Below are 23989 nucleotides of genomic sequence, written 5' to 3' on the forward strand. Positions count from 1 at the left end.
AGTCCCCTTTACTCGTGAACAATCTCGACATGGACGATCTCGTCGCCGGCACGCAGCTGCGAAATCACATCGAGACCCTCGACCGTGGTACCAAAGACGGTGTAACCAGAATCGAGGTTATGCTGGGCACCCAGGCAGAAGTAGAACTGCGAACCCGCGGAATCGGGATCCATGGAGCGTGCCATGGCAAGAGCGCCATCGACATGGCTGTTGCGCGGATTGGTGGCAAACTCGCCCTTGATGCAGTAGCCGGGGCCACCGGTACCGGGCATGCCGTCGGGGCCCTCAAGACCGGCGGCGACGTCGGCGCCGGACATGTCGCGGGTATTGGGGTCGCCACCTTGGATAACAAAACCGGGCACATAGCGATGGAACTTAAGGCCATCATAGAAGCCCATCGTGGAAAGCTCGCAGAAGTTCGCGACATGAATGGGAGCGCCCTCGCCGTCAAACTTGACCTTGATGGTACCCTTCGACGTCTCGATTACGGCGCACTCGTCGCCGACAAGCTGATACTCGGGCGTGTAGAGCTCTTTCTTAAAACCAAACATGTGGTTCCTTCCTCGTGCGTTTAAAGCATATTTGTACGAATTGTAGCAATAAGCACGGGCTTACATCAATTGCGCACGTAGGTTATGCCGACTATGGCGAACTAATTTTAGGAACGCTGCTGCGGCTTCCAGGAACCCACATTGGCATCGTACTGGTTCAGCGCGCTGTTGCCACCCTGCGCGATGGGCGCCAGGATCTCGCTTTGGTGGGAACTCATCGACTCGCCATCGGGAATGGCCAGCGAGATATCCCAGCTCTGGCAGATCACGTCAACGCGCTCATACATCCACTCGGCAAGCTGCTTTAAGTGGGCGATGTCATCCGCATAGACCGTATCGTCCTGGTACTTAAGGTTGTTGAGCTCATCTTGCGTCTTTTTGATCTGGTCGCGCAGGGCGTAGGCACTCTGCGACAGCTCCTGACGGGTGGACAGCGGCGTTCGGAGATAGCCGTTGTTAAAGGAATCGATGACCTCGCCGATCTGGTCCTCGTCAGCGTAGGACACGATGGTCTGATACAGACCGTCGAGCCTGGTATAGAGCTGATCATCGGTGAGCACGGTTTCTTCCTGGACCACCTCCGCAGAATCGTCCTGCTTGGTATCGTCCTCAGTGGCCTCGCCCTTTTGGCGCGTGGGGAAGGTGGTCTGTGCAGCTTGGCCAAACTGGTCGTAGAAGCCGGGCATAACACCCATGGGATCGGTCGTCACGAACCAATAGGCACCGCCGCAAACGACGGCAAGGACCGCGATTACGATAAGCGGCTTGGGAATATGACGCTTGTGCTTGTGATAGGCGTCCTCGTCGGGGTGCACCTTGCGCTTGGGTTTTTGAGCATCGTCATGCAGGGAAACGGGCATGGGAATATCGACCTTGGGGATACCGAAATCCTTATCGAAAGCCGGCAGCACGCAGGTCTCATTGGGGTCGGCGGCGTCCGAAAGCACCGCAGCGGCAGAGGCCGGCGCATGCGGCACCTCGGTATCGATCTGCTCTTGCGTTAGGCGCGGAAAGCCCGCCGTGCGGCCCGCTGCCAGGTCGGATGCTGCCGCATCCTCGGAGAGGATACCCGGAGCGGGGCGTCCGCATTTGGGGCACGTACGATCATGCGGAGAAAGACGGGCACCGCAGCCCTCACAGAACACGAACTCGGTGTGCTCGGGACCATCGCCCGGACCCACATAGGCGTTGCAGTAGGGGCAGAACGAGGCGCCGTCCTCGATAGTCTTAAGGCAATGCGGGCAGATCACGGCATCCTCTTTTCGAAGCAATTCAAATAATCGAGGTTAGAGCATAACATCGCCACGGCCCCACAGGAGCAAGGCACCAATTCAACATCGCCAGGGCGCGTAGTTACTTCTTCTTTTTGCTCGACATCGAGACTTTGATGCCTTGGGCGGACTTGGTTACGCGGGAGCGCTTGACTCCGGTACTCTTCTTTTTCTTGGGCTGGGCCTGGGCCACGCCCTCGAGTGCGCGGGCCTCGGCCTCACGAACGGTGCGAGCTTCGCGGCGCTGCGCCATGTCGGCGGCGACGCGCTTGGCAAAACGCTCGGCCGTCGAACCCGTCGAGCTCACCTTGCCGCCACCGCGACCCAAGCGGACGCGCACACCGCGGCCAAAACCAGTTGCGGCATGACGACGACGCGGCTTGAGCGAATCCATCATCGTGGCGAGCTTAAAGAACACCGAGCAGGTGATGACCACGATGACAGCCAAGATAACCATCTGGCCCATCGACAGGTTGGCAATAGACAGCAGCTTCGGGAATCCGATAACGCCCGTCAGGATGCCGGCAACTACAAACACAAAGAGCGCCACACGTAAGGGCGTGAGGGGCTGCGAGATACGCCAGATCAGGCTGACACTCGCCGCGCACGACGTAAGCAGGCACATCGTAGACAGCGTGAGCTGGCTAAAGCCAAACACCCGCGCCACAAAGATATCGAGCGCCGCAGCCAAAATGACCGCAATCGACGCCGGCAGTGCCCGCTTGAGCACGTTCGTCAGGAACGATCCCTTCACGCGAGCATTGTTGGGCTCCAGGCCCAACACAAAGCCCGGCGCGCCAATACAGAAGAAGTTAATGAGCGTCATCTGGATGGGCTCGAAGGGGTACGGCGGCAGCGCGATGCACAGCGCCGCCAAGCCCATCGAGAACAGCGTTTTGGTCAGGAACAGCGCCGCGGAGCGCTGCAGGTTGTTGATGGAGCGACGGCCCTCGGCCACCACGGCGGGCATCGAGGCAAAGTCGTTGTCGACGAGTACGATCTCGGCCACGTTACGCGCGGCGTCGGAGCCAGCCGCCATGGCGACGGAGCAGTCAGCCTCCTTGAGCGCTAGCACATCGTTAACGCCGTCGCCCGTCATGGCCACGGTGTGCTCGCGGCGCTTGAGTGCCTGCACGAGCTCGCGCTTCTGCTGCGGGGTCACACGACCAAAGACATGGTAGCGGTCCACTGCGGCATCGAGCTTGGCCGGCGTATCGAGCGTCGTGGCGTCCACATAAGCGTCCGCCCCCGGCACGCCCACCACGCGCGCAATCGACGACACCGTACGCGGGTCGTCGCCACTGATCACGTTGAGGGTCACGCCCTGCTCGTTAAAGTACCCGATGGTCTCGGCGGCCGAGGTGCGGATCTCGTCGCGAATGGTCACAAAGCCCACGGGCTCGGCCTCGCCCACCATATCGCCATCGGGCGTAAAGCCGTCCACGCAGGCCACCACAAGCACGCGGCAGGTGTCGGCAAGTTCGGCCACGCGGTTCTCGACCTGCGAAAAGGCGCGCTCTGAAAGCACAAATTGCGCCGCGCCCATCACATAGGAGCCCTGCGCAAACGAGGCACCGCTCCACTTTTTGGACGACGAGAACGGAATGACCGACAGCGGCTCAGACACCTCGACCGGGCGGTCGGCGTAGTAGTTGAGCAGCGCCTGGCAGGTCTCGTTGGCATCGGCCGAGGTCGCACGTGCGACGTTAGCCAGAGCAAAATCGAGCACCGTGGTATCGACGGGAACGGCGGCGTCGCCCTCCCCCGCACCCATACCCTCGACCGGCAGCGGATAGGTACCCTCGACCTCCATGCGGCCCGACGTGATGGTGCCCGTCTTGTCCAGGCACAGCACGTCGACGCGCGCGAGCGTCTCAATGCAGTAGAGCTGCTGCGCGAGTACCTTGCGGCGGGCCAGGCGCACCGTGGCGATGGCGAGCACCGACGAGGTCAGCAGCACCAGGCCTTGCGGGATCATGCCCAGCAGGGCGCCCACCGTGGACAGCAGCGCCGACGAAGGCACATGACCAGCCAACAGCTCGGAGAAGCACCACGAAAGCGCGCTATTGCCTGGGGTTCCCGCGGCATCCCACAGCTCGCTCACGCTCGAGGCAAACAACGCCAAACCGAGCGGGATCATGATGATGCTCGCAAAGCGCACGATGGCGTTAAGCGCGTTCATGATCTCGGAATTGACCTTTTTGACGTACTTGGCCTCGTTATTAATTTTGGCCACGTAGTTGTCGGCGCCGACATGGATCACGCGGGCGCGCAGCAGACCCGAGTCGATAAAGCTGCCGCTCATGAGCTCGGAACCGGGCTGTTTCTTAATAAGATCGCTCTCGCCCGTCAGCAGGCTCTCGTTCACGAGCGCCTCGCCCGAAACCACCACGGCGTCAGCGGGGATCTGGTCGCCGCGCCCCAGGCGGATGATGTCGTCGAGCACGATCTGGTCCAGGTCGAGCTCCACCTCGGAGCCGTCGCGCACCGCGATGGCCTTCTTGGAGGTCAGCAGCGTGAGCTTATCGACCATCTTTTTGGAACGCATGGACTGAATGACGCCAATAGCGGTATTGAGGAACACCACGAACAGGAACGTCAGATTCTTAAACGAACCGGTCAAAATGACCAGGAACGCCAAGATCACGTTGATCAAATTGAACAGCGTGCAGAGGTTCTCGATGATGAGCTCCTTGACCGACTTGGTCTTGAGCTCCATGTTGCGGTTGATCTTACCGGCGGCGATGCGCTCCTCGACCTCGGCGGTCGAGAGTCCGCGCTCGATATCCGTTGCTGCCATACCACGTCCCATCACGTCGCGTCGGTATAAGAAAAACCGCCCGGACCATACGAGGTTCGGACGGTCTCACGTTCGATGGTGCCCCATGTTGGATTCGAACCAACGGCCTTCTGCTCCGGAGGCAGACGCTCTAATCCCCTGAGCTAATAGGGCCAACGCTTGGCATTATACCCAAGTGCACCACGGGCTATCAAAATAAAAGAAAAAGCTTTGCAATTCCGAGGAAGACGCGGCTCAACGGCCCACTTTAGAAGGCAAAAGCGAGTCAGATAGTATAAACTCTCATGCACCATATGTACACGGCTCGCGATGCGGGCCGTTTTTGCAAGGGTTATCCATCGAGGTGAGAGGCACACCATGATTGCAATTTTAAAGCAGAGCGCCAGCGACGAGGCCGTCAGCCATATCGTCAGCTGGATTGAGAAAAAGGGCCTGAAGACCGATGTCTCGCGCGGCGAGAATGAGACGATCATCGGCCTGGTGGGCGATACGACCAAGATCGACCCGTTCCTGCTCGAGTCCATGGATGTCGTCGAGCGCGTGCAGCGCGTCTCCGAGCCGTTCAAGCGCGCCAACCGCAAGTTCCACCCCGAGGACTCCGTCATCGACTGCGGCCACGGCGTCAAGATCGGCGGCGATCAGTTCCAGGTCATCGCCGGCCCGTGCTCCGTCGAGGGCGAGAACCTCATCCGCATCGCACGCCGCGTGAAGGCCGCCGGCGCCACGATGCTGCGCGGCGGCGCCTACAAGCCCCGCACTTCCCCGTACGCCTACCAGGGCATGGGCCCCGCCGGTCTGGACCTGCTGTGCGAGGCGTCTGCCGAGCTCGACATGCCGATCGTCACCGAGATCATGGACCCGCGCGACGTGCAGGTCTTCCTGGACAAGAAGATCGACGTCATGCAGATCGGCGCCCGCAACGCCCAGAACTTCCCTCTGCTCAAAGAGGTCGGCAAGACCAAGACTCCGATCTTGCTTAAGCGCGGCATGTCCGGCACGATCGATGAGCTGCTCATGGCCGCCGAGTACATCATGAGCGAGGGCAACGACAACGTCATCCTGTGCGAGCGCGGCATCCGCACCTTCGAGACCCGCACCCGCAACACCTTCGACCTCAATGCCGTGCCGGTGCTGCACCACCTGTCGCACCTGCCCGTCGTCGCCGACCCCAGCCACGCCACCGGCTACACCCGCTACGTTGAGCCCATGGCGCTCGCCGCGACCGCCTGCGGCGCCAACGGCCTGGAGATCGAGGTCCACGACGAGCCGAGCCGCGCCTGGTCCGACGGCGCCCAGGCCCTCACCCCCGATCAGTTCGACGACACCATGCGCCGCATCCGAGCCATCCGCGAGGTCGTCTGCCAAGAGACCATGGAGTAGCCCATGGGTACAGTGAGAAACGCGCGCGTTAACCAGGGCGGCCCCAAGTGCGCCGGCATCGTCGGCCTTGGCCTCATCGGCGGCAGCTTTGCCCGCGGCTATGCGCAGGCGGGCGTCCGCGTGCTGGCCCGGGATCCCGATGACGATGTCATGACGGCCGCCAGCATGGGCACCGTTGCCGGCGAGCTCAACGACGAGACGCTCGGCGAATGCGACATCATCGTCCTGGCTTGCTACCCCGAAGCCTGCATCGAGTGGCTCGAGGCACACGCCCAGGCACTCGCCGACGCCACCGATACCGAGGCCATCATGGGCCCCGTGGTAATTGACACGGTGGGCGTCAAGGGTATCGTGTGCGAGCGCGCCTTTGAGCTTGCCCGCGAGCACGGTTTTTACTTTGTGGGCGCGCACCCCATGGCGGGCACGCAGTTCTCGGGCTACGCGCATTCCCGCGCCGACCTGTTCCAGGACGCACCGCTCGTGCTCGTTCCACCCGCGGTAGACGATGCCCTTAAGCTCGAGCTCTTGGGCCAGGTGCGCGAGATGGTACGCCCCTTGGGCTTTGGCAAGTTCAGCGTGACCAGCGCCGCCGAGCACGACCGCGTCATCGCCTTTACGAGCCAGCTCGCGCATGTCGTCTCCAACGCCTATGTTAAGAGCCCGACCGCTCAGGTCCACCACGGTTTTTCGGCCGGCAGCTACCGCGATCTCACCCGCGTGGCACACCTCAACCCCCAGATGTGGTCCGAGCTCATGATCGACGACGCCGACGCGCTCGCCTTCGAAATCGACCATCTGATCGAGTCGCTTGGCGCCTACAGCCGTGCGCTCAAGGACCGCGACCAGCGCTATCTAGAGAATCTCCTTGCCGAGGGCGACCGCATTAAGCGTGCACTCGACGACGAGGCCTCCCACTAGACCACCTATCACGCCAGGTCGAAAGGACCGAAGCTTATGGCGATTACCATCGATATCGACACCGCACGCCCCTACCAGGTGCATGTTGGCACGTTTTTGCTGGAGCAGTCGGGACCGCTCGTGCGCGCCACTGCCGGCGGCGCCAAGGCCGTCATCGTGACGGACACCAACGTGGGCCCGCTCTACCAGATGCCCGTTAAGCAGAGCTTGGAGGCGTCAGGCTACGAGGTGAGCATCTGCACCTTCGAGGCCGGCGAGGCCCATAAGCGCGCCGAGACCTATGTTGCCATTTTGGAGTTTGTAGCCGAGCACGAGCTTTCGCGCTCCGACGTGATCGTGGCACTCGGCGGCGGCGTCGTAGGCGACGTGGCGGGCTTTGTGGCCGCCACCTACATGCGCGGCTGCAAGTTTGTGCAGATTCCCACGAGTCTGCTAGCCATGGTGGATTCGTCGGTGGGCGGCAAGACGGCCATCGACCTGGCTGCCGGCAAGAACTTGGCCGGCGCCTTTTGGCAGCCGAGCGTGGTCATCGCCGACGTGGGGTGCCTGGCCACCCTCACGCCCGAGCAGTTCGCCGACGGCTGCGGCGAGGTCGTCAAGCACGCCGTGATTGCCGATCCGGAGCTTTTCGTCGAACTGGAGAAGACCCCGCTCACGCTGGAGCTGCTCAACCGCGATGTGGCCCGCGTAGCACTCATCATCGCCCGCAATATCGACATCAAGCGCGCCGTGGTCGTAGCCGACGAGCGCGAGACCAACCAGCGCAAGCTCCTCAACTTTGGACACAGCGCCGGACACGCCGTTGAGGCCTGCGAGCACTTTGAGCTCGGACACGGCAACTGCGTGTCGATCGGCATGGGCATCATCACGCGCGCCGCGGCCCTGCACGGCGTCTGCGATGCCGCACTGCCCGATCGTATTGAGGAGCTCTGCACCCGCCATGGCCTCAAGACCCGCTGCGACCTCGATGTCGATGCCGTCTTTGCCGAGGCGCTCCACGACAAGAAGCGCGCGGGCGACACCATCGACCTGGTGATTCCGCACGGCATTGGCCGCTGCAGCATCGACCGCACGCCGCTTTCCACTTTCCACGAACTCATTGCCGAAGGCCTCGGCCAGAAGGGAGACGCATCCGCATGCTAGCCCGCATCACCCCGTCCCCGCTCAAGGGCACCGTTCCCGCCATCGCGTCCAAGTCGATGGCGCATCGCCTGATCATCTGCGCCGCGCTTGCCAACGGCGAGACGCACGTTACCTGCAACACTACCTGCGCCGACATCGAGGCCACGGTGCGTTGCCTTACGGCCCTGGGTGCTCGCATCGAGACCGTCGAGGACGGCTTCCAGGTCCACCCCACCATGAAGAGTGTTGAGTTTGGCCTGCTCAAGGCCCTTGCCGGCGGCACGCTTGACTGCGGCGAAAGCGGCTCCACGCTGCGCTTTATGCTGCCTGTCGCCTGCGCGTTGGGTGCGGATGCCACCTTCGTGGGCCAGGGCCGCCTTGGCACTCGCCCGCTCTCCCCGCTCTCGGACGAGATCATCGCCGCCGGCTGCGACCTACAGGGTCTGGGCGGTTTTCCGCTCAAGACGAGCGGCCGCATGCGCCCGGGCACCTTTGTGCTTCCGGGCAACGTGAGCTCGCAGTATATCTCCGGCCTGCTGCTGGCAGCCCCGCTGCTGGCCCAGCCCTCCTGCGTGCAGGTAACCGGCCTCATCGAGAGCCGCCCCTACATCAACCTGACAATCCAGGCCATGAAGGCCTTTGGCGTCGAGGTTAGCGTCGAGCGTATTCCGGCCAAGGACGGCCAGCCCGAGGTCACAAACTTCCGCGTGAGCAGTGGCTCGTACCGCACGCCCGGCAGCGTAGCCGTCGAGGGTGACTGGTCCAACGCCGCCTTTTGGCTGTGCGCCGGTGCCATCGGCAACGACCCCATCACCGTCGAGGGCGTGTCGCTGAGCTCCGCACAGGGCGACCGCAACGTGCTTGCCGCGCTTTCGCGCTTTGGCGCCCGCATCGTGCGCTCCACCAACGCCGCCACCGTGCAGTCCGACAAGCTCGCCGGCTTTGAGATGAGCGCCCACGACATTCCCGACCTGGTGCCCGTCATCTCGGCCGTAGCCTCGCTGGCGCAGGGCCGCACCTTTATCCGCGATTGCGCCCGTCTGCGCATCAAGGAATCCGACCGCCTGGTTACGACCACCCGCGAGCTCACCGCGTTGGGCGCGCAGGTGCGCATTGCCGGCGATGACCTCATCATCAAGGGTGTCGATGCCTTCACCGGCGGCGAGGTCGATTCGCACAACGACCATCGCATCGCTATGATGGCCGCTATCGCCGCGAGCCGCGCCACCGGCGAGGTCGTGATCCACGGCGCCGAGGCCGTCAACAAGTCCTATCCCGATTTCTTCGACCACTACCGCCTGCTGGGCGGCAAGGTCACACTCGAGGAGGAATAGCATGTCCTCGACCTTTGGCAACGTCTTGCACGTAAGCATCTTCGGCCAGTCGCACTCCCCCGCCATCGGCTGCTCCCTCGATGGCATTCCGGCGGGCATCGCTGTTGACCAGGAGCAGCTGCAGGCCTTCCTCGACCGTCGTGCCCCCGGTCGCGACGAGACCGCGACCAAACGCCGCGAGGCCGACGACGCCCACATCATCGCCGGTGTGGTCGATGGACATACCACCGGCGCGCCCATCGCCGCGATTATCGAGAACACCAACACGCGCTCCAAGGATTACTCCGAGCTGCGCCGCAAGCCCCGCCCCGGACATGCGGACTTCCCTGCGCGCGTGAAGTATCACAACATGCACGATGTCGCCGGTGGCGGGCACTTCTCCGGCCGCCTAACGGCACCCCTGTGCATCGCCGGCGGCATTGCGCTGCAGGCACTCGAGGCCCGCGGCATTAAAGTGATGGCGCACGTCGCGCAGATCGGCGGTATCTCCGACCTGCCGATGGACGATATGGTCTATCGCGAGGCCGACCGCAAGGCGATCCTGACGAACGATCTTCCTTGCATTGACGCCGCCGCAGCCGGCCGCATGCGCGAGGAAATCCTAGCCGCGCGCGACGAACTCGACAGCATCGGCGGCATCGTGGAGTGCGGCATTTACGGGCTTCCCGCGGGCATCGGCGACCCCATGTTCGACGGCATCGAGAACCGCATCGCGCAGATCGCGTTTGGCATTCCCGCCGTAAAGGGCGTGGAGTTTGGCATGGGCTTTGCCGTGGCCGCCATGCGCGGCAGCGAGAACAATGATCCGTATCGCATCGATGCCGAGACCGGCGAGATCGAGGTCGAGTCCAACAACGCCGGCGGCATCCTGGGCGGTATTTCGACCGGCGCGCCCGTCATGTGGCGCATGGCCGTAAAGCCGACGCCCTCCATTGGCCGTGAGCAGCAGACGGTGGACATGGACGCTATGGAAAATGCCGAGCTCTCGGTCCACGGCCGCCACGATCCCTGCATCGTCCCCCGAGCCGTCCCCGTAGCCGAAGCAGCCGCCGCCCTCGCGATTTGGGACGCTCTCCTCGAAGACGCCGCCCAGCGCTAACTACCCACCCCTCAATATCCCCCGACACGTGAAAGGGGTCTCCATGGACCTTGCTGACATCCGCCAGGCCATCGATGGCATCGACACCACGCTCCTCAACAGTTTTGTCGAGCGCATGGACATTGCCACCGAGGTCGCCAAGTCTAAAATCGAGATGGGCAAGGCCGTCTTCGACCCCGCCCGTGAGCGCTCCAAGCTCAACAATCTCGCCAGCCGCGTGCCCGAGCGCTACGAGGCCCAAGCCATCACCCTGTTCCGCCTCCTCATGAGCATGAGCAAGGCCGAGCAGCAGCGCTACATCAACGAGCTCAAGGGCATCACCGTCTCACAAAAGGCCCACGCCACGGCTGCAGCCTTTGACACGCCTTTCCCCCAGACGGCTAGCGTCGCCTGCCAGGGCGTCGAGGGCGCCTATAGCCAAATTGCCGCGTGCAGGCTCTTCGACGTGCCCGACATTGCGTTCTTCGAGACCTTCGAGGGCGTTATGCGCGCCGTGCGCGACGGCTTCTGCGAGTTTGGCGTGCTGCCCATCGAGAACTCCACCGCCGGCTCGGTCAACGCCGTCTACGACCTGCTCGCCCAGTTCGACTTCCACATCGTGCGCTCGCTTCGCCTCAAAATCGACCACAACTTGCTCGTCAAGCCCGGCACCAAGCTTGCGGACGTGCACGAGGTCTACAGCCACGGCCAGGCCATTGCCCAATGCGCCGGCTTTATCGAGGCACACGACCTGCACGCCACCAAGTACCCCAACACGGCCATGTCGGCCGAGATGGTCGCCAGCTCCGAACGCACCGATGTCGCCGCTATCGCCTCGCGCAGCTGCGCGGCGCTCTATGGTCTGGAGGTGCTGGAGCCCAATATCCAGGACTCGGACAACAACTACACGCGCTTCGTCGTCATCAGTCGCGAGCCGCGCGTCTACCCCGGCGCCAACCGTACCTCGCTCATGATCACCACGGCCAACGAACCGGGCGCCCTCTATCGCGTACTCGAGCGCTTCTACGCACTCAACATCAACCTTATCAAGCTCGAGAGCCGCCCCATCCCCGGGCGCGACTTTGAGTTTATGTTCTACTTCGATCTGGACTGTCCCTTTGGCAGCAAAGCCCTCGACGACCTGCTCGACTCGATTGACGAGGTGTGCGAGAGCTTCACCTACTTTGGCAGCTACACGGAGGTGCTCTAGATGACTGACGTCGCCACAACCCGCCCCTACGGCGTGCTGGGCCGCGTGCTGGGCCACAGCTACACCCCGACCATCTACAAGGAGCTCGCGGGGCTCGAGTATGTGCGTTTTGAGCGCGAGCCCGAGGACCTCCAGGCTTTTATGACGGGTGACGAATGGGAGGGCACCAACGTGACCATCCCCTACAAGCGCGCCGTCATGGAATACCTGGACGAGCTGAGTCCACTCGCCGAGCGTATGGGAAACGTCAACACCATCACGCGCCTGCCCGACGGCCGTCTGCGCGGCGACAACACCGACTACTTCGGTTTCCAGTGCCTGGTCGAGGAGCTGGGTGTGGAGATTGCCGGCAAGAAGGTCCTCGTGCTCGGAGCCACCGGAGGCGCCGGCACCACGGCCAGCATGGTGCTGGGCGACCTGGGCGCGCTCGTGGTGCCCGTGGGACGCGCGAGCGAGGTCAACTACGGCAACATCGCACAACAGTCCGACGCCGCGTTGCTCGTCAACTGCACGCCCGCCGGCATGTTCCCCCACTGTCCCGACGCCCCCTGCACACTCGAGGGGCTCAATGCGCTCGAGGGCGTTATCGACATTGTCTACAACCCCGCTCGCACGGGACTCATGCTCGAGGCCGAGCGCCGCGGCATCCCCTGCATCGGTGGTCTGCTCATGCTTGTGGCACAGGCGGCGCAGGCCGTTGAGCGCTATACCGGCCAGGTCACCCCGCGCAAGCGCATCTTGGACATAACGGAGCGTCTGTCCCGCCGCGAGCAAAACATTGCCCTGATCGGCATGCCGGGTTCGGGCAAGACCCGCGTGGGCGAGCAGATCGCCCTGCTCACGGGTCGCGAGCACATCGACTTGGATCACGCGCTCGAGGAGCGTCTGGGCATGCCCTGTGCCGACTTTATCGTCGAGCGCGGCGAGGTGGCCTTCCGCAAGCAGGAGACGGCGGCTCTGTCCGACATCTCCAAGCGCAGCGGCCTGGTGCTTTCCACGGGCGGCGGCGTGGTCACGCGCGACGAGAACTACCCGCTACTGCACCAGAACAGCCAGATCGTGATGCTCAACCGTAAGCTCGACGAACTCGCCCACAAGGGTCGCCCCATCACCGCCCGCGATGGCATCGACAAGCTGGCCGAGCAGCGCATGCCGCGCTACCGCGCTTGGGCCGACTACATCATCGACTCACGCGACTGCGCCGCCAACACCGCCCAAGCCCTCCTCGACACCCTCCCATCCGCTCTCTAATCAAAACCACCGCAAAGGGGACGGGCACCTTTGTGGTGGTTTCTCGACTGCAAAGGAAGCAACCATGAAAGCACTCGTCATCAACGGTCCCAACCTCAACATGCTCGGCATTCGCGAGCCGGGCATCTATGGCAGCGACAACTACGACCGCTTAGTGCAGATTTGCCAGGAAGCGGGCGCTGCACAGGGCTTCGACGACGTCGAGGTCTTCCAGTCCAACCACGAGGGCAGCATCGTCGACAAGATCCAGGAGGCCTACGGCAAGGCCGACGGCATCGTCATCAACCCGGCAGCCTACACGCACACCAGCGTGGCAATCCTTGACGCCCTCAAGGCCGTCGCCATCCCTGCCGTCGAGGTGCACATCAGCGCCGTAGAGACGCGCGAGGACTTCCGCCAGGTAAGCTACGCCCGCCTGGCCTGCTTCACCACCATCACCGGCGAAGGCCTCCAGGGCTACGCACACGCGATGGAGCTGTTGAAAGAGCATCTGCTACACTAATCCCTGGGACAAAGACACCAGATATGTTTGTCCCTAAACTAAAGTAACTGTCCAATCGACATACAAAGGAGCTTATCCATGTCCCAGTACGATTACCTCGTCGTCGGTGCCGGCCTTTCGGGTGCCGTCTTTGCCAATGCCGCCAAGCGCGCTGGCAAGTCGGTCCTGGTCATCGATCGCCGCGATCACATCGCCGGCAACATCTACACCGAGGACGTCGAGGGCATCCAGGTCCACCGCTACGGCGCGCACATCTTCCACACCTCCATGAAGGACGTCTGGGACTACGTCAACCGCTTCGCCGAGTTCAACAACTACGTCAACTCGCCGGTAGCCAACTTCCACGGCAACATGTACAACATGCCCTTCAACATGAACACCTTCGCCAAGATGTGGCCGGGCGTCGTCACGCCGGCAGACGCCCGCGCCAAGATCGCCGAGCAGGTGGCCGCCGAGAACATCGGCGAGCCGCAGAACCTGGAGGAGCAGGCGCTGTCGCTCGTCGGCCGCGACATCTTCGAGACGCTCGTGAAGGGCTACACCGAGAAGCAATGGGGCCGCGACTGTAAGGACCTGCCCGCAAGCATCATCAAGCGCCTCCCCTGCCGCTTCACCTACGACAACAACTACTTCAACGACCGCTACCAGGGCATCCCCATGGGCGGCTACACCAAGATGGTCGCCAACATGCTCGAGGGCGTCGAGGTGCGCTGCGGCGTGGAGTACAAGGAGCTGGCCGCCGCCGAGCCCGATATCGCCGCCAAGATGATCTACTGCGGCCCCATCGACGCGTTCTACGACTTCAGGCTGGGCACGCTCGAGTACCGCAGCCTGCGCTTTGAGACCGAGACGCTCGACGAGCAGGACCACCAGGGCGTGGCCGTGGTCAACTATACAGAGCGCGAGATCCCCTATACCCGCATCATCGAGCACAAGCACTTCGAGTTCGGCACGCAGGACAGGACCGTCATCACGCGCGAGTACCCGGCGGACTGGAAGCCCGGCGACGAGCCCTACTACCCCATCAACGACGCCAAGAACGAGGCCCTCTACAGGCAGTACGAGGAGCTGGCGACGCAGGAGGGCGACGTGATCTTCGCCGGTCGCCTGGGCGGCTACAAATACTACGACATGGACAAGGCCATCGCCGCCGCCTTTGAGCTCGTCCGCAACGAGCTGGGCGTGGAGCCGACTGAGGCGTAGGAACAAAGGTGCATTAGCGAGCCACCATAAGCAAACAAAATGCCCGGTGCAGCGCGAATGCTGCACCGGGCATCTTTCTGTGACGATGAAAACGCACCACAGTCCGAATTAACAAATGGGGCGACAAGTCATCCCCATGTCTTACGGCCCACGTTTAAACAATAGCACGATAGAACATGCGCAAAGCAAAGACCCGGCACAATAACCGGGTCTTCAAAAACTCTCTGGTGCTCCATGGCGGATTCGAACCGTCGACCTTGGGATTAGAAGTCCCCTGCTCTATCCAACTGAGCTAATGGAGCATAAAGCCGCGCGTCCAAGCGGGTACAAGTTCGCACAGCTAATAGATTATAACCTACTTGAACTGGTCGTGGTACGCCTTGCAGACCTCATCCACGGGACCATCCATACGCAGGTCGCCTTTCTCAATCCATACGGCACGCTGGCAAATGCGCTCAACCTGCTCCATGGAGTGAGAAACGAACAAGACCGTGACGTCGCCACTCTCGATAAAGTGCTGAATGCGGCGCTCGCACTTCTGCTGGAAAAAGACATCGCCAACAGAAAGCGTCTCATCGACGATTAGGATATCGGGCTCGGTAATCGTAGCAATAGCAAAAGCGATACGTGCGACCATACCCGAAGAGAAATTCTTCAGCGGCATGTCAACGAAGTCTTTGAGCTCAGCGAACTCAATGATCTCATCAAAGCTAGCGTCAATAAACTCCTTGGTATAGCCAAGCAGCGCACCGTTCAGATAGATGTTCTCACGCGCGGTAAGTTCCGGGTCAAAGCCGGCGCCGAGCTCAATCAGCGGCGCGATATTGCCGTGGACCTTAACCTCACCTTCGCTGGGCTCCAAAACGCCAGCGATAATCTTGAGCATCGTAGACTTGCCGGAACCATTAGTACCAACAAGGCCAACGACCTCGCCGCGATGTACCTCAAACGAAATGTGCTTAAGCGCACGGAACTCCTCAAAGAACAGCTCGTGCTTTGCGAGCTTAATAAAGTACTCCTTGAGATTTGTAAGCGACTCAGACGCCATATTAAAGATCATGGTGACGTCTTTGACCTCAACAGCAAGGGGCTGCTTGCTGTAATCAATAGCAGATTCAGTCATGAGCAGCACTCCTTAGATGTAGAGAATGAACTTGTGCTCGGTCTTGTGGAACACGGCATAGCCAATGGCAAGGGCAAGAACAGCCCAGACAACACATAGTCCAAGCGTAAGCGCAGAAGGCACGGTATTGAACAGGAAGATGTCACGCATAAACTGGAGGTAGTTGTACATGGGATTGACGAGCACCAGAACCTGAATCCAGTGAGCCATCTTGCCAATGAAGTCAGTCGTCCAGAAAATCGGTGTCAAATACATCCAAGCAGTAATGACAACACTCCACAGATGCATGACATCACGGAAGAAAACCGCCAGCGCGGACAGCATCAGACCCAAACCCATGCAAAAGCACATAAGCAAAAATAAACAAACCGGCAGCAGAATTAAATGCCAGGTGGGAACCACATGGAACCAGAACATGACCAAGGCGACAGCAACCAAAGAGAAGGCGAAGTTAACGAGCGAGAACAGCACCTTCTGCACTGGGAAGACCCAACGGTGCACCTTAACCTTCTTCAACAGCGAGGAAGCCAAAATGATGGACATCAACGCCTGGTTTGTCGATTCGGACATAACAGAAAACGTCACATTACCGACAATCAAATAAAGCGGATACATCTCAGGCGTAACGGAGCCATTGCGACCTTGGGCAAAGATTGTCGAAAACACGATTGACATGACAATCATCATCAACAAAGGATTGAGCACGGACCAAGCTACGCCCAAAACGCTGCGACGATACTTAATCTTAAAATCCTTGGTAACCAGCTGCCTAAGGATAAATTTATCCTTCTCGTAATCATTTTTAGCGTGAGAGGCCGGTTTATCCACCGCTTTCTGACTCTCAAGATTGTCAGCCACGGACCATCTCCTTGTCTCGTAAAACATAACAGTGGAAAGTATAGCCCTCCAGCGCAAGCGGAAAACCAACGCGACAAATCTGGAGAACTAACCCATATCTAATCATGAAGGCACGCGATAGGTATACTTTCGACCGAATGAGTCATTAAAGGAGGTCCTACATGGACTATTCGAATACCGCCGTCATAATCCCCTGTTACAACGAAGCACTGACGATTGGCAAAGTTGTCGACGATTTTCATCGGGAGCTGCCCGGCGCAATTGTCTATGTTTACGACAACAACTCGTCCGATGACACTTCGCAAGTCGCCAAGCAGCACGGGGCCACAGTGCGACATGAACCAAGGCAGGGCAAAGGCAACGTGTGCCGTCAGATGTTTCGCGATATCGATGCCGTGTGCTACTTGATGGTTGATGGAGACGACACATACCCTGCCGAAGCCGCCAAGTCACTCTGTGAGCCCATCCTTAACGGCGAAGCGGATATGACCGTTGGCGATCGCCTGTCAAACGGCACCTATGCTGAAGAGAATAAACGAGCATTTCACGGGTTTGGAAACAATCTTGTTCGCGCCATGATCAAGTGGATTTATAGCTACAGCTTTGACGACGTGATGACCGGCTATAGAGCCATGAGCAAACCCTTCGTCAAGACCTTCCCCGTTTTGAGTGAGGGCTTCCAGATCGAAACCGAGCTCTCCATCCACGCCGTCGATCACCGCTGGCGCATTCAAGACGTGCCGGTAGAGTATCGAGATAGGCCCGCAGGCTCCGAGTCTAAGCTCAACACAGTTAGCGACGGTATTAAAGTCATAGCAATGATTGGGACCCTCTTTAAGGATTATCGTCCCCTCAAGTTCTTCAGTCTTATCGCGATCATCTTTGCCATCGTTGGGCTCGCTCTCGGTATACCAATCGTCGCAGAGTACTTCCAAACCGGATTAGTCCCTCGCTTCCCCACCGCCATGCTCGCCGTCTCGTTTATGTTCCTATGCGGACTAAGTCTGGCAACGGGACTTATCCTCGACTCAGTTGCGAAGGTTGAACGAAAGCAATGGGAGCTACAAGCCTATAAAACCTATTCAAAATAAGAAGAGGTCCGGACCTAATCCGGACCTCTTCTTATTTAAGACCTAAATAGTCTTCCCAAAACTCTCGTGACGTCATGTACGGCATAGCGTCCTTCCACGCTTTTCTGACGGCCTCACCCTCTTTACGATAGCGTGCCATCAGCTGATGCTGACGCTTTCGGATTGTCTTGAACCTTGTGCGATCAATCGTGCGAACAGAGCCCTTTTCGCGTGTTGCGTCAAGATAAATGAGGGACTTACAGCCAGTTGTACTGCCTTCAATTCTGCATTCACCGTTTTTAACAACGTATCCGACTCTATTTCCTAAAAGGAAATCAGGCAGATAGTGCTTATCATACGGCAGCGTGCGCCAGAGTTTCATAAACCGAGATAGTTGAAAATCGGTGCTCTTGTCAGAAAGGACCTCAGTGGTAACGCCAGCGGAGGCAAGGATCTCTGAATCAATATCATCCACGGATATCAGTTTTTCGTTGAGCTTGCCCTTACCAATCATGGTTGCAGCGCCATCAAGACTTTTAAGATATTCAGGACCACGTAGATAATCCTCAATACCATCTAAGATAAAGTCTGCTGCCTGGTAATCAAGGTCACGAAGGTTTTGGCGAATAGCACGTTGGGTTCGCAGCACGAACAGACGTTCATCCGAGCACTCATCAAGAGCAATCATGGTAAAGAAATTGCGAATGTACTGATAACAGTCTACGGACGGTCGAAAACGTCCCTCGAAGCTCGAATGCCAAACACAAATGCAATTCATAGTCATATATATAGGTTTATTTCGCATGCCGAATTCGACGTCGTCACAACGAATGAAAAACGGCATAGGTAGCCCATTGGCCTCGACGGCTTTAAGGGGCACGCAGCTGTACCACCAGGCACCATAAGCTTGGTCAACTTCAACGCTCGTGCGCTCATTCTCAAGGAGGTCATCGAGAGAACCGAGGTTAAAATCTCTCTTAATACGACGGTATACTCCTATTCGTAAGACCTGAGATACATCCTCATATTGACGAGACGGGTCCTCAAGCGAAAGCATAGCTCCATTGATGAAGGCGTCCTTATATTTTCCCCTCGCAAGGGAAAGTAGATTGAATGTACGAATCAGGCTCTCGGGCATAATGCACACGTCATCGTCCATCAGAATGACGTGCGTGAATTTACCCCGCTCTTCAGTGGCAGCCAAAATACCACGCGCGAACCCACCAGAACCGCCCGTGTTGGGATTGGGCAAAACCGTAACCAAATCATTTGAAAGAGCATCAGCGTTGAGCGTTCGACCGTTATCCACGACAAACATATGGAAGCTATCAGCAGAAAGACATTCCTCTGCAGCAATACCCGATTCGACAAGCGAGATATTTGGAAGAATATATTTCTCGTTCTTGAAGGTCGTCGTACACAAAGCAATTCGTACGGAATTAATACGATCAAAATCGACTTCCGTAAAATAGCACCCGCTATACAATTTCACGGAATGGCCCAGTTTGGACACGATGGCAAAACCAACAAAATCGACTGCGCGAACGTCAATCGAAACAGAAAACGGGGCCCGCAGCTCACAGTCAAACTGAAGGCAGGAAAGCTCCCGCGGAGAAGACTCATCGGGAGCCACTCCAAGAACAATAATTTCTCCCTTACCCTCGAGTTCAAGATTTAGCTTTAAATTATCGAGACCGGTGTACTGCCTCCACTTACAAACAGAGCAGGCGTTAACATAGGTTAAAAACCCGAGACGCCCTTCGAACTCAATGCCCGAAGATCCAACTTGGGAAACATTCACATCGGACGACGCGCAATAATACAACTCAGGATGCGCGGTCGCATGCTCATCAACCTGTAGAATTATGTTAGCCAGCTTAAAGTTCATTTATTCTTCCTGTATCTGAAAAGGACCTCAATGGCCCATATAACGAAACATAGAGTATCGGAACAGCGAGCGGTTCGGACAGTTCAGCGCACGACAGCGCATTGCTTCTGGCTACCAATTTGACGCGCGCGGGAGCCTAGATAACTATTTCAACGCCGCCCAATCCAACTTGCGCATCTGCTCCATTGTCGACTGTAAACCATTGGCGATATTATAACGAGCTCTCCACCCTAGAGCACGGGCTTTTGAGCCATCCATAAGGGCCAGCGTAGCTACAGAATAGCCCGCCGCCTCCTGAGCATCGGGCAAATCAAAGGAAACATTTACGTCTCCATTCTTGGCAACAAGCTCGGCAAGCTCCTTTAAAGAGATATCAGACTCTGGATCGGCAAGATTGTATGCCTCCCCATCCGCGCCAAGTAACATCACGTACAGCAAGCCAGACACAGCATCCGCAACGTGCAAATAGGAAAACCTCTGCGTCCCTTCGCTTTTGAGCACAACGTCTTCGCCAACAAGAGATCGACGCATGAACTGGGATAAAGCTTTAGAATCGTCATTCAGCAACGTCGGACCGTAAACACGAGCGATGCGCGCAATTACGGCCTCAACGTCCCTCTGGGAACGATATGCCTGGCACATGGCTTCGCCCAAACGCTTGGATTCGTTATAGCACGCACGCAAAGTATTACAGTCAATATTTCCACAATATTTCTCATCGAAGCGTTCAACGTCACCACGATTCTGACCGTAAATCTCAACGGACGAAGCAAATAGTAATCTAGCGCCGCTGTCGGCAGAGAACTCAAGCAGGTTCTGAAGCCCGTCGACGTTCGCACGAATAGTGCCTATTGGATCAGACGAATACTGACGGGGATGCGTGGAGCTCGCTAGGTGCAAAACAAAGTCAGCTGAACAGGTCGGAAGATAGCCAGCGGACGAAACAGAAGCCTCCTCAAACGAAAAGTGGCATGACTCAAAGTACGGAAGCCTCAGTCGGGCCTTTTCGATACTGCGACCCAACGCAACAATATTGCAACCTAATTCAGTCGTCTCATTCTTTCTCATCAGAACGTCAATGAAAAACGCACCAATCATTCCGGTCGCACCGGAGACAACAGCCGTCTTCCCCTTAAGGTCATTCCAAGGAAGATCGAGATTGCATACGGCATCAAGATCGGCAACGTATTCAGTGCAGGCCAATCTATTCATCACGAGCCTCTTTCTCCGCAGCCCATGCACGGAAGAATTCAAGATTCTCAGGCGTAGTGAGCTTAATATTCCTGTCGGAACCAGCGGCAAAGTTGAGCCTAACTCCCAGCTGGACCATCATCGTGTTCGTATAGTTAGACCCGTCAATTCCTACGCCCTTCTCGAACGCCTCATGATACTTGGAGTCAAGAAGATCAAAGCGGTATGCCTGTGGGGTTGAAACACGACGAAGAGTTTCACGTGGAATATACTGCGTGGTGGTGGCTGGGTCCCCCTCATCAATAATAAAGATCTGCTCGTTATAGGGCATACTCGTCACGGCATTCCCGCGACTCTGTGCAACGCGGATAACATCGGTAATGACCTCGGGATCGAGCATGGGTCGCACGCCGTCGTGCACAATACAAATATCATTCTCCCCGAGCTTGCCTTCAAGGTTGTACACGCCGTTGCGAATAGACTCTTGTCCTGATGCTCCGCCTTTAACGACCCATTTCAACTTATCAATCTTGTATTGTCTCGCATATGCAAGAAGAACCTGCTCCCATCCATCCAAGCACACAACCTCGATTGCATCCACAAGCGGATGGTTCTGAAAGGCCTCGAGAGTGTAAACAATGACGGGCTTCTCCCCCACATTAATAAACTGCTTAGGAATCTTCTGCCCCATACGCGAGCCAACTCCACCCGCAATAACGATCGCACATATCGCCATGACTTACTCAACTTTCTCTCGAGTGAACCACTGCACCAAAGATATCAGACCCGTTATAACTCATTATGTGAATATCATTGCACGCGCAAAGCACGCGGGCAAAGAACCGAACATAATTGCATCGTTAGATTAAAGCATTAAACATGCTAATCTAACGATGTATTCGCTACGATGCTAGTAGCAGGTATTAAATAACTCCATGATAGATAGGAATTCATATCTAATGTCAAGCAAGCGAATGGCCAATTGGGATTTACTCAGATCAATCTCAATGTTTTTGGTTGTAGTCGTACACACGGCAGGCTACCTTGGACCCGTTCATGGCACATCAATCCAAGGGGTAATGGGAGAGTTCGCTCTAATTTGTGATCCGATCTTCTTTACATTGTCGGGATACTTTGCCATTAGGCCTCTTAAACATTCCTATAGTTACTATCTATCAAATAAGGTTCGATCGATTATTCTCCCCCTATTTACATACACTATTCTTGTATATTTGTATGGCACATTGACTGGAGGTGTCACGCTCAGCCCAAGCGCATTCCTGGAATGGACGGCCGGCGTATTGGCGAGTAGCTACTGGTTTATCCCTTCACTCATACCTTATCTAATTATTGCGCCTTTTCTATACCGGATGTTTTCTTCGCTTGAGAAAAAAGAAGTTAGATCACTCGGATTTCTGATGACTGTAGCGTGCGCATATGGAATTTTTCAAACACTAATAGGCTCATTTTTGCCAAATTCACGTTTGGCAAAAATCGTCAACATCATAAATTATATTTTTCCATCGGGGTCGCAAGTAATTCTTGGAAGCTATTTTACATATTTCTGTTTGGGATATTTCGTTAAGATACCTCCCGAATACCTAGAACCGAAAAAAATTAGAGCAATTGAGTACTCTGGGATTATCTGTTGGATTGCAGGCGCACTCTTAACGTATTTTGGTTACCAGAGATCAGATCCGAGCTATTTATGGTTCCCGGCAACTGCAGCCATATTCTTATTGTTCAGTAAAATGAGCATCGAAAGCGCCTCGATTTGCAAAGCGCTAAGTTGGACAGCAAGGCGTTCCTATTCAATATACTTACTGCAAGTAACAACAATAGGCATTGTATTCACACCACTAGTCAATACCGGTTTTTTGGGACAAGACTCAACATTAGCAACAACCATACGCTTACCGCTTTTCTTGATTGCACTTTTATCGGCATATCTCTTGGCATTACTGATAGCAAGCGTTGTCGACTCTTCAATACTTAGGCTAATACAAGCTGGATACACAGCGCTTGTCAAGAAGCCATGCCGTGCCAAGCGTTGAACCCAAAGGAAGGGCGTGCTGCCTAACTAAGCAACCAACAGCACGCCCTTACACAAATAGTGTCAAAACCATCTCATCTTGCGCTAGCCTAGAAGCCACTGAAGTGCACTTTCGGTAGCGCTATCAGCAACATCGGTATGCTTAAAATGGGAAGCAATATCATTTGGAAGGCTAAAAGGGTCACCATAATGCTTCGTTAGCAATTCCATGTACTTACGGGGCGCCTTGATTTGCATTCCCTCAAACTCGAGATCGATAAGAGGGAATATCTCGTCTAGCGGCGAAACCCAATGGAAATTGTCAACACCAACGGTGTTATCGATCGACCAGATAACTGCCTTTGCATCGCTCCTATCACACACAAGACCAACTGTCTTTTCCTCATTTATCGCATTCGAAAATAAAGAATCGACGATGCCCATATTGGGATCAGTGGCAGGAACGCACGACTTATCGATCCAAGACGAAAGACAAGAGTCATTGCGCATGCGTTCGACCATTGCCTCACGAATTTGAAGTTGTTGGTCGTAAATCTTAACATTGTCGGTTGACGCCCAGTCAAAAATAAAGATGTCCAAGAATACGGGGATAGATTCGTCCGCGTATTGGAATCTCACCTGACGGCACTGGACAAATCCATCAAAAGCAACTGAGACGCGGAATCGGTCGTGAGATTGGACCAAGCCTATCAAACGCTCGATATCCTCACGCAGCATTCCAAGATCGATGTCGTCATCCCAGGGTATAAAACCACTATGGCGCGCCGCCCCAAGCAGGGTTCCACAGGTAGCGAAATATGGGATGTCATTATCCCTGCACAGGGAGTCAAAGTCAGCCAGCAACTTAGCCGATCCAAGCTGAAGCAGCCTCAAGCTGCCCGTGGCAGCAGGGAGCGATGTAAAGAAGCGCTTTTTGGCATCAATCAGCGCCTCCCCCTCCTTGCGATATTCTTCCCACGCAAAGACCATGGCCTTCTCGTCGTGGGATTTAAGATCGTCCCTCAGAGCTTTAACCTCATTCAGAAGCTGAACACTCACATCCCAATGCAGCTCATCGTGTATTCCGCGCGCCTCAGAAGCCGATAGCATGTTTGTCTTAATGTCTTCAACGTCCTTCGAAAGCAATGCGAAGCGCGATAAAGAAACAGGTAGTAGTCTCTTAACAAAATTCTTCATGTCTAAAACA

Annotated in this window: 20 protein-coding genes and 2 tRNA genes; 11 read left to right on the forward strand and 11 right to left on the reverse strand. The window is 57.1% G+C overall.

Translation table 11 applies throughout. The features are described from left to right. Positions 1-8: 8 nt before the first annotated feature. The 4 genes from DW899_RS04715 to DW899_RS04730 form a co-directional block, all read right to left on the reverse strand. A complete protein-coding gene (locus DW899_RS04715; RefSeq protein WP_055249980.1) occupies positions 9-551 on the reverse strand; it encodes a peptidylprolyl isomerase in 543 nt (180 codons plus the stop codon). A 107-nt stretch (positions 552-658) separates the two neighbouring features. Next, positions 659-1801 carry a zinc ribbon domain-containing protein gene (locus DW899_RS04720; RefSeq protein WP_158564348.1) on the reverse strand — a complete coding sequence of 381 codons (1143 nt, stop codon included), beginning with the start codon at positions 1799-1801 and terminating at the stop codon, positions 659-661. A gap of 103 nt (positions 1802-1904) precedes the next feature. Next, positions 1905-4622: an HAD-IC family P-type ATPase gene (locus DW899_RS04725; RefSeq protein WP_117800152.1), complete on the reverse strand. Its 2718-nt coding sequence runs from the start codon at positions 4620-4622 to the stop codon at positions 1905-1907. Positions 4623-4698: 76 nt separating this feature from the next. Next, positions 4699-4775, reverse strand: a tRNA-Arg gene (locus tag DW899_RS04730). Positions 4776-4979: 204 nt separating this feature from the next. Between DW899_RS04730 and aroF the strand changes: the two genes are divergently transcribed. From aroF to glf, 9 genes are all read left to right on the forward strand, one after another. After that, positions 4980-6002: a 3-deoxy-7-phosphoheptulonate synthase gene (aroF, locus tag DW899_RS04735; RefSeq protein ID WP_117629151.1), complete on the forward strand. Its 1023-nt coding sequence runs from the start codon at positions 4980-4982 to the stop codon at positions 6000-6002. Between the two features lie 3 nt (positions 6003-6005). Then, a complete protein-coding gene (locus tag DW899_RS04740) occupies positions 6006-6920 on the forward strand; it encodes a prephenate dehydrogenase/arogenate dehydrogenase family protein (RefSeq protein ID WP_117800153.1) in 915 nt (304 codons plus the stop codon). Between the two features lie 36 nt (positions 6921-6956). Next, the gene (gene aroB, locus DW899_RS04745; RefSeq protein ID WP_117800154.1) at positions 6957-8063 is read left to right on the forward strand and encodes a 3-dehydroquinate synthase; all 1107 of its coding nucleotides are present in this window, start codon (positions 6957-6959) and stop codon (positions 8061-8063) included. Beyond that, positions 8057-9376 carry a 3-phosphoshikimate 1-carboxyvinyltransferase gene (gene aroA, locus DW899_RS04750; protein ID WP_117800155.1) on the forward strand — a complete coding sequence of 440 codons (1320 nt, stop codon included), beginning with the start codon at positions 8057-8059 and terminating at the stop codon, positions 9374-9376. The genes aroB and aroA overlap by 7 nt, the downstream gene beginning before the upstream one ends. Position 9377: 1 nt before the next feature. Next, entirely contained in the window at positions 9378-10475 is a 1098-nt protein-coding gene (aroC, locus tag DW899_RS04755; RefSeq protein ID WP_117800156.1) for a chorismate synthase, read from the forward strand. Between the two features lie 43 nt (positions 10476-10518). Continuing rightward, on the forward strand, positions 10519-11664 hold the full coding sequence (gene pheA / locus DW899_RS04760) for a prephenate dehydratase (RefSeq protein ID WP_117800157.1): 1146 nt from the start codon (positions 10519-10521) through the stop codon (positions 11662-11664). Then, positions 11665-12915 carry a shikimate kinase gene (locus tag DW899_RS04765; RefSeq protein ID WP_117800158.1) on the forward strand — a complete coding sequence of 417 codons (1251 nt, stop codon included), beginning with the start codon at positions 11665-11667 and terminating at the stop codon, positions 12913-12915. A gap of 64 nt (positions 12916-12979) precedes the next feature. Beyond that, on the forward strand, positions 12980-13417 hold the full coding sequence (aroQ, locus tag DW899_RS04770) for a type II 3-dehydroquinate dehydratase (RefSeq protein ID WP_117800159.1): 438 nt from the start codon (positions 12980-12982) through the stop codon (positions 13415-13417). 78 nt (positions 13418-13495) lie between these two features. Further along, entirely contained in the window at positions 13496-14620 is a 1125-nt protein-coding gene (gene glf, locus DW899_RS04775) for a UDP-galactopyranose mutase (RefSeq protein ID WP_117800160.1), read from the forward strand. Positions 14621-14845: 225 nt separating this feature from the next. Here glf and DW899_RS04780 read toward each other — a convergent pair. The 3 genes from DW899_RS04780 to DW899_RS04790 form a co-directional block, all read right to left on the reverse strand. Beyond that, positions 14846-14922 (reverse strand) — tRNA-Arg (locus DW899_RS04780). Between the two features lie 53 nt (positions 14923-14975). Further along, a complete protein-coding gene (locus DW899_RS04785; protein ID WP_117800161.1) occupies positions 14976-15743 on the reverse strand; it encodes an ABC transporter ATP-binding protein in 768 nt (255 codons plus the stop codon). A gap of 12 nt (positions 15744-15755) precedes the next feature. Further along, on the reverse strand, positions 15756-16601 hold the full coding sequence (locus DW899_RS04790) for an ABC transporter permease (RefSeq protein WP_233539905.1): 846 nt from the start codon (positions 16599-16601) through the stop codon (positions 15756-15758). Positions 16602-16762: 161 nt separating this feature from the next. Here DW899_RS04790 and DW899_RS04795 point away from each other — a divergent pair, with 161 nt between their 5' ends. Continuing rightward, on the forward strand, positions 16763-17692 hold the full coding sequence (locus DW899_RS04795) for a glycosyltransferase family 2 protein (RefSeq protein WP_117800163.1): 930 nt from the start codon (positions 16763-16765) through the stop codon (positions 17690-17692). A gap of 31 nt (positions 17693-17723) precedes the next feature. Here DW899_RS04795 and DW899_RS04800 read toward each other — a convergent pair whose 3' ends face one another. From DW899_RS04800 to DW899_RS04810, 3 genes are all read right to left on the reverse strand, one after another. Next, the gene (locus DW899_RS04800; RefSeq protein WP_117800164.1) at positions 17724-19559 is read right to left on the reverse strand and encodes a glycosyltransferase; all 1836 of its coding nucleotides are present in this window, start codon (positions 19557-19559) and stop codon (positions 17724-17726) included. A 144-nt stretch (positions 19560-19703) separates the two neighbouring features. Further along, positions 19704-20771: an NAD(P)-dependent oxidoreductase gene (locus DW899_RS04805; RefSeq protein WP_117800165.1), complete on the reverse strand. Its 1068-nt coding sequence runs from the start codon at positions 20769-20771 to the stop codon at positions 19704-19706. Continuing rightward, a complete protein-coding gene (locus DW899_RS04810) occupies positions 20764-21486 on the reverse strand; it encodes a 2-C-methyl-D-erythritol 4-phosphate cytidylyltransferase (RefSeq protein WP_117800166.1) in 723 nt (240 codons plus the stop codon). Before DW899_RS04810 ends, DW899_RS04805 begins: the two co-directional genes overlap by 8 nt. A gap of 238 nt (positions 21487-21724) precedes the next feature. Here DW899_RS04810 and DW899_RS10880 point away from each other — a divergent pair, with 238 nt between their 5' ends. Then, positions 21725-22804 carry an acyltransferase gene (locus DW899_RS10880; protein WP_369832240.1) on the forward strand — a complete coding sequence of 360 codons (1080 nt, stop codon included), beginning with the start codon at positions 21725-21727 and terminating at the stop codon, positions 22802-22804. 83 nt (positions 22805-22887) lie between these two features. On the opposite strand, the gene DW899_RS04820 is transcribed toward DW899_RS10880, so the two are convergent. Beyond that, positions 22888-23979 (reverse strand): phosphorylcholine transferase LicD, encoded by a 1092-nt coding sequence (locus DW899_RS04820; RefSeq protein WP_117800168.1) that lies wholly within the window; start codon positions 23977-23979, stop codon positions 22888-22890. Positions 23980-23989 lie beyond the last annotated feature (10 nt).

Source organism: Collinsella sp. AM41-2BH, from assembly GCF_003468085.1.
Taxonomy (GTDB): Bacteria; Actinomycetota; Coriobacteriia; order Coriobacteriales; family Coriobacteriaceae; genus Collinsella.